This is a genomic window from Mesorhizobium sp. M2A.F.Ca.ET.067.02.1.1 (assembly GCF_004023285.1).
Classification (GTDB): domain Bacteria; phylum Pseudomonadota; class Alphaproteobacteria; order Rhizobiales; family Rhizobiaceae; genus Mesorhizobium.
Genome location: NZ_RZSB01000424.1, coordinates 1 through 5,263 on the forward strand (window position 1 = coordinate 1; position 5,263 = coordinate 5,263).

Genomic DNA, 5,263 nt, shown 5'->3' on the forward strand with positions numbered 1-5,263 from the left:
CCGCTGCCTCGAGATGGCTGACCGCGCCGTCGAACTGGTCGAGCAGCGCGGTGCAGGACGGGCATGGCTGGTCCTGCCGGGCCAGTTTCGCCGTCGCGCCGCTCGCGGCCACATCGCGCGTCTCCTGCGGATGGCGCGGGAACATCATCTGGTAGAGGATCAGCGAATCCTTGCCCGGCGCAAAGAGGTCCGGAAGCTTCACCTTCGCCGGCCGGCCCTGGCCGTCGAGGGCGTCGAACACATAGTGCTGCGGCACCAGCCCGCCCTGCGGCAGAGCGCGTCTCGCCTCGGCCACCGCCTCCATGGCGCGGCGCAGCTCGATTTCCTTGCGCAGCAGCTTTTCGCGGGCCGTGCGGTATTTGGCGGATTCATTGGGAAAGGTGATCATGATCGTCTCCTTGGCCGTCGCCGGCGTCCCGGCGCGGGTTGTTCTACGACCCAAGGACGTGTCGCCTGCATCGGTTCCGACATTCCGGCGCAAGCTCCTGAACTGCCTCAGCCCTTCACCCCGCCGGCGGTGAGGCCGGAGACGATGCGGCGCTGGAAGATCAGCACCAGCACCACTAGCGGGACGGTGACGATCACCGAGGCGGCCATGATGTTGCCCCAGGGGATCTCGAATTGCGAGTTGCCGGACAGAAGCGCGATCGCCACCGGCACGGTGCGCTGCGTGTTGGTGGAGGTGAAGGTGAGCGCGAAGAGGAATTCGTTCCAGGCGCTGATGAAGGCGAGCAGCCCGGTGGTGGCGAGCGCCGGCCACATCAGCGGCAGGAAGATGCGCGTGAGGATGATCCAGGGCCCCGCGCCGTCGAGGATCGCCGCTTCCTCGATCTCGACGGGCAGGTCGCGCACGAAAGTGGTGAGCACCCAGACCGTGAACGGCAAGGTGAAGATCATATAGGACAGGATGAGCGCCAGGAGCGAATTGTAGAGATGCAGCGCCCGGATGATCTCGAACAGCCCGGCAAGCGCGGCGACTTGCGGAAACATCGAGACGGACAGGATGGCGAGCATCAGCGCCGAGCGCCCGCGGAAGCGGATGCGCGCCAGAGCGTAAGCCGCCGTGACGCCGAGCAGCAGCGAGATCGCGACGACCGCGCCGGAGACGACGAGCGAATTGACGAGGTTGCGCAGGAAGGGCCCTTCGGTCAGCACGTTGCGGTAATTGGCAAGGCTGAACGATCGCGGCCAAAGGCCCGCCTGGAACAATTCGGTTTCCGATTTCAGGCTGGTGACGATGGCGTAGTAGAACGGAAACACCGCGACGAAGACGATCGCAAGAAGCAGCAGATAGAAGACGGCGCGCTTCAGCATTTTCACCTCAGCGCCCTCCGTCGAAACTCAGCCGCCCAATCCGGATATAGGCGATGGTGAGCAGGCCGATGATGAGGAAAAGCAGCGTCGAGGCGGCCGAGCCATAGGCGAACTTGTCGAACTCGAACAGGTTCTCGCGCGCGAAGATCGACATCGACTTGGTCTGGACGTTGTTCGGCGTCAGCACATAGATCAGGTCGAAGATGCGCAGCGCGTCGAGCGCGCGAAAAATCACCGCCACCATCACCGCCGGCCGGATGAGCGGCAGCGTCACGCGCCAGAAGATCTGCCAGGGATTGGCGCCGTCGAGCTTCGCCACTTCGAGGATCTCGCGCGGCAGCATCTGCAGGGCCGCCAGGATGAGCAGCGCCATGAACGGCGTCGACTTCCAGATATCGACGATCAGCACGGCGACCATCGCGGTGTCGGCGCTGGCGGTCCAGGCGATCTTGCTATCGATCAGGCCGAGATTGAGCAGCACGACATTGATGATGCCGAACTGGTCGTTGAGCATCCACTGCCACATCTTGGCCGAGACGATGGTCGGGATCGCCCAGGGGATAAGGATCGCCGCCCGCACGATCCCGCGCCCGCGGAATTCGGCGTTGAGCGCCAGCGCCACGATCATGCCCAGCACCGTCTCGCAGGCCACCGAGATAATTGCGAAGCGCACCGTGTTCCACACCGCGCGCCACCAGACCGGATCGACCAGCAGCCCGTCATAGAGCAGCCGCCCGCTCGGCAGGGTGAGCACCGAGAAATAATTGTCGAAGCCCACCCATTGCCGCGCGTCGAGATCGGCGAGCGAGGCGTCGGTGAAGCTGTAATAGAGCGTGCGCAGGAACGGCCAGCCCGCGACGACGGCGAGTACGAAGAGCATCGGCGCGAGGAACAGCCAGGCCGTGCGCACGCGCCGGCGCGCCAGCGGCGATCGCCCTGCCGCGGTCACCAGCCCTTGCCTTTCAACCTGGTCAGCCGCGCCTCGAGATCGGCCAGATTGTCGGCGGCGGTGCCGTTACCGGAGATCGTGTTGTGCACCGCGGTCCAGAACTGGCTCGACGCCTCGTTGTATTTGATCCTGGCGGTTGCCGACGGACGTGGCTGCGCGTCGAGGAAGATCTCTTTCCAGCGCGGCACGATCGGCTGCTGCCTGGCAATGTCGGGGTCGTCATAGAGCGCCGCGATGGTCGGCAGGTTGGCCGTCTTCAGCGTCCGGTATTTCTGCATCTCGGGCGAGGCGATGAACTTGACCAGGTCGATCGCGACATCCGGATGTTTCGAATATTTGGAGACGGCAAGATTCCAGCCACCCAGCGTCGCGACCGGATGCCCGCCATCGCCGGCCGGCAGCGGCGCCACGTCGAACCTGCCCCTGATCGGCGAATTCTCGCTGTTGCCGAGCGCATAGGCATAGGGCCAGTTGCGCATGAACACCGCATTGCCGGTCTGCCAGACGCCGCGCGCCTCTTCTTCCTGATAGGCGAGCGCGCCCGGCGGCGCGATCGTGCCGATCCAGCCCTTGACCCTGTCGAGCGCAGCCGCCGACTTTGGATTGTTGATGGAGATGCGGCCGTCCGGCTCGATGATCCCGCCGCCGCCACTCGACATCACCCATTCGAGCGCGTTGCAGGTCAGCCCCTCATAGGCATTGCCCTGGAAGACATAGCCCCAGATGTCCTTGTTGCCGGCCGCCCGCTCCCTGTCCATGACGAGCTTCGCGGTGTCCTGCAATTCCAGCCAGGTGGTCGGCACCTTGGCGCCATATTTGTCGAGGAGATCCTTGCGGTAATAGAGCGCCGGCGCGTCGGTGAAGATCGGCAGCGCTACCAGCCTGCCATTGACCGTCTGCGACTGGATGATCGACGGGAAATGCTCGCCCGCCACATCTTTGGTCGCCTCCGTCAGGTCGACCAGTTGGCTGGCCAGCTGCGGCGCCCAGATGACGTCGGTCTGGTAGACGTCGATATCGCTGCTGCCGGCGGCAAGCCACAGCCGGTATTGGCCGAACTGGTCGGTGGTCGAAGGCGGGATGACGACGATATCGACCTTGTTGCCGCTCTTCTTCTCGTAGAGGTCGAGGATCTCGCGCAGCACCTTGATGCCGTTGCCGGTGTCGCCCGACACGATCGACAGCTCCACGGCTCGCGCCTGGACAGCGCCCAGCAGGATGCCGGCGGCCAACGCCAGGAACGCGCAAACAAATTTCACGGGATTGCGGGCCTCCCTCAGCCGCCGGCGGCGCCATCTCGGCGTCGCGGCTCATCAAGGCCCCTGCGATGAATGCATCATGCCGCTTAGGGTTCCATGCGCCCGTGCTCGCCGGTCCCGGCCGGCAGGTCGATTAAGCCGTCTGGGCCGGCTCGACCGCGTCGGTGTCCGCCTTCCTTCACCCGCTTTCACGAAAGCGGACGGGCTCCGAAACCCCCGCCCCGGAGCCCGTCTGGGAGTGGCTGACGCATGCCGGCACAGCCCCCTCCGACGCCTTGCCCGCGTCGATCCGCCGATCGGCCGCCCGGCACGACGACGCATTAGCATGCCCTAACGTCAGCCTATGTGAAGGAGTTCACAATGCCGGGACGTCATTAACCTTTCCAGTCGACCGGGATCATGCCGAGCCGCTCGTAGAGCCTGAAGGCCGCGGTGTTCTTCACCGTGTTGGTCTTGAGATCGACATGCGTCGCCCCGCGCTCGCGAAAAATCAGGAACACGTGCCGCATCAGCGCCTCGCCGATGCCCTGCCTTCTGGACTCCGGATGGACGGCGAGGTCCTTGACGAAACCGGATGTCCAGCACAGCGCCGCGCCCGCAAGCAGGCCCTTGCCGTCGATGACCAGGAAACAGAGAGCGGGATCGAACTCGGCGTCGCCGGCAATGCGCGGCCACCAGTCGTCGAACGGCCCGTCGGCGCCGTCGTCGAACACTTCTTCCAGCAGCGCGTGGAGCGCGTGCGCGTCCCGGTGCTCGAACGCGCGCATAACGAAGCCCTCCGGCCAATGCGGCGCGGCGAGCGTGTCATCGAGGACTTTGCGCAGGCGGATGTCGTTGGGCGCCGGTGGACGAGGCGTCGTGTTCTCATGCATGGCGCTGTCTCGAGACGCCGCGCGGACCGTCCGCTCAGGCGTCGGGCGGCAGGCGATGCCGCCTGCGGTCGACGCCAAGTCCCGTCGCCTCGAGCAGACCCTTGCGCTTGGCGTCGTAGTAATAGCCGCTCTGGTAGAGCGTGTCGGCGCGCTTGGCGTTGCCGCCCGAGACCAGCCAGGCGCCACGCAGATATTTCACGGCATATTTGAGATTGGTCTCGGCGTCGAACAGGCCGGTCGCCGGGCCGTCATAGCCCATGCCGCGCGCCGTCGCGTGCTTGATCTGCATCAGTCCCCAATGGCCGTGATTGTAGGCTTTCGGGTTGAAGGTGCTCTCGCGGTTGACGACATGGCGCACCAGCTCGACCGGCACTTCATAGAGCGCCGAATATTTCTCGATCAGCCGCTCGATCTCGCCGCGCGGGCCGCTGGCGTGCTGTTCGGGCTGGCTAGGCGCCTCCAGCAGAGCGGGGTTGTCCGGCGCCACGTAAGCAACCTGCTGGACACCGGGCATCGGGGCGATTTTCGCCGACTGGCCGGTGACCGGCATGGCGACGCCCGCGGTCGTATAGACCGCCGCCTGCTTGATGGATCCCGCCTGTTTGATGGATCCTGGGCCGGTCGGCGAGCCGCCGGCCGTCAGCACAGGCGGCGGCGGAAACTGGCCGGCCATCGGCGTTGCTCCGGCGAAGGCCGCGGGCTGCGCCAGCGCCGCGCCGGGCTGGACAGGCGGCGGCAAAAGCGCGCCCTGCGTCGCCAGCGCGCTTTGCGTCGCAAGCGCGCTTTGCGTCGCGAGCGAACCAGGCGTCGCCGGCGCGCCGGGCATGGCAGCCATGGCAACGGCATCGCCGGTAAGCACGGCGGTCTGC

The 5,263-nt window shown here is 65.8% G+C and carries 6 protein-coding genes; all 6 read right to left on the bottom strand.

The window, feature by feature from the left end; genetic code table 11:
* Window positions 1-388: DUF899 family protein (locus EOA28_RS23970; RefSeq protein WP_128315348.1), on the bottom strand; the 388-nt coding region annotated here is incomplete at its 3' end.
* Window positions 389-495: 107 nt separating this feature from the next.
* Window positions 496-1,314: a carbohydrate ABC transporter permease gene (locus EOA28_RS23975; RefSeq protein WP_189342156.1), complete on the bottom strand. Its 819-nt coding sequence runs from the start codon at window positions 1,312-1,314 to the stop codon at window positions 496-498.
* A gap of 7 nt (window positions 1,315-1,321) precedes the next feature.
* The gene (locus EOA28_RS23980; RefSeq protein WP_127251267.1) at window positions 1,322-2,194 is read right to left on the bottom strand and encodes a sugar ABC transporter permease; all 873 of its coding nucleotides are present in this window, start codon (window positions 2,192-2,194) and stop codon (window positions 1,322-1,324) included.
* A 65-nt stretch (window positions 2,195-2,259) separates the two neighbouring features.
* A complete protein-coding gene (locus EOA28_RS23985) occupies window positions 2,260-3,522 on the bottom strand; it encodes an ABC transporter substrate-binding protein (RefSeq protein ID WP_127251256.1) in 1,263 nt (420 codons plus the stop codon).
* Between the two features lie 374 nt (window positions 3,523-3,896).
* Window positions 3,897-4,394, bottom strand: coding sequence for an N-acetyltransferase (locus EOA28_RS23990; protein ID WP_127251268.1), 498 nt, complete (start codon window positions 4,392-4,394; stop codon window positions 3,897-3,899).
* Window positions 4,395-4,428: 34 nt separating this feature from the next.
* Window positions 4,429-5,263 (bottom strand): lytic transglycosylase domain-containing protein (locus EOA28_RS23995; protein WP_128315347.1); only part of this gene is annotated, 835 nt, incomplete at its 5' end.

Excerpts from the sequence above, each read along its gene's own strand:
- EOA28_RS23980 (WP_127251267.1), bottom strand. The coding sequence starts at position 2,194 with ATGCTCTTCGTACTCGCCGTCGTCGCGGGCTGGCCGTTCCTGCGCACG.
- EOA28_RS23975 (WP_189342156.1), bottom strand. The coding sequence starts at position 1,314 with ATGCTGAAGCGCGCCGTCTTCTATCTGCTGCTTCTTGCGATCGTCTTC.
- EOA28_RS23990 (WP_127251268.1), bottom strand. The coding sequence starts at position 4,394 with ATGCATGAGAACACGACGCCTCGTCCACCGGCGCCCAACGACATCCGC.